We start from the raw sequence: 474 nt of genomic DNA, 5'->3' as shown, positions 1-474 counted from the left end.
CCGGTTCGTCGTAGTTGGTACCGGTAATCCGCGTAGTTGGTACCGGGTTTCCGGGTAGGTGGTACCGTCAATCATTTTCGGTCATTGTATAGGTGGCGTGGGCACAACCTGTGCCGGCGCGTCATCACCATTCATGACCTTAAGGAGGGCCTTTCATGGCCAACTTCAAAGACATCATGGCACTGTGTCTAGATGGGGCAACCTACTCCGCTATCGCAGCAGCGCTTGGCTGTTCTAGACGCGATATCGCCAAAGTCAAGACACTCATCGCTGACCACGGCATCACTAAGGAGTCGTTTGCTCAGCTGGATCCATCATTCTTCGACGAGCACTTCAGCGACCACCGTGGGGCCCGTCGCAAGCGCTACGACCAGCCAGACTTTGAAAAGCTCGCCAAGCGCCTTGCCAACAACAAGCATCTCACTCGCCACAAGCTGTGGATGGACTACGTTGCTGCACCTGCTGGTGAAGGTG

The 474-nt window shown here is 55.5% G+C and carries 1 pseudogene; it reads left to right on the top strand.

From position 1 onward, the window contains the following. Window positions 1-155: 155 nt before the first annotated feature. Window positions 156-474, top strand: a pseudogene (locus tag HMPREF0308_RS12710) (IS21 family transposase); the annotation flags it as partial.

Source organism: Corynebacterium striatum ATCC 6940 (assembly GCF_000159135.1).
GTDB classification, from domain to species: domain Bacteria; phylum Actinomycetota; class Actinomycetes; order Mycobacteriales; family Mycobacteriaceae; genus Corynebacterium; species Corynebacterium striatum.
Note: the sequence above shows the minus strand (reverse complement) of the source record. Positions and strands in the feature narration are given on the sequence as shown.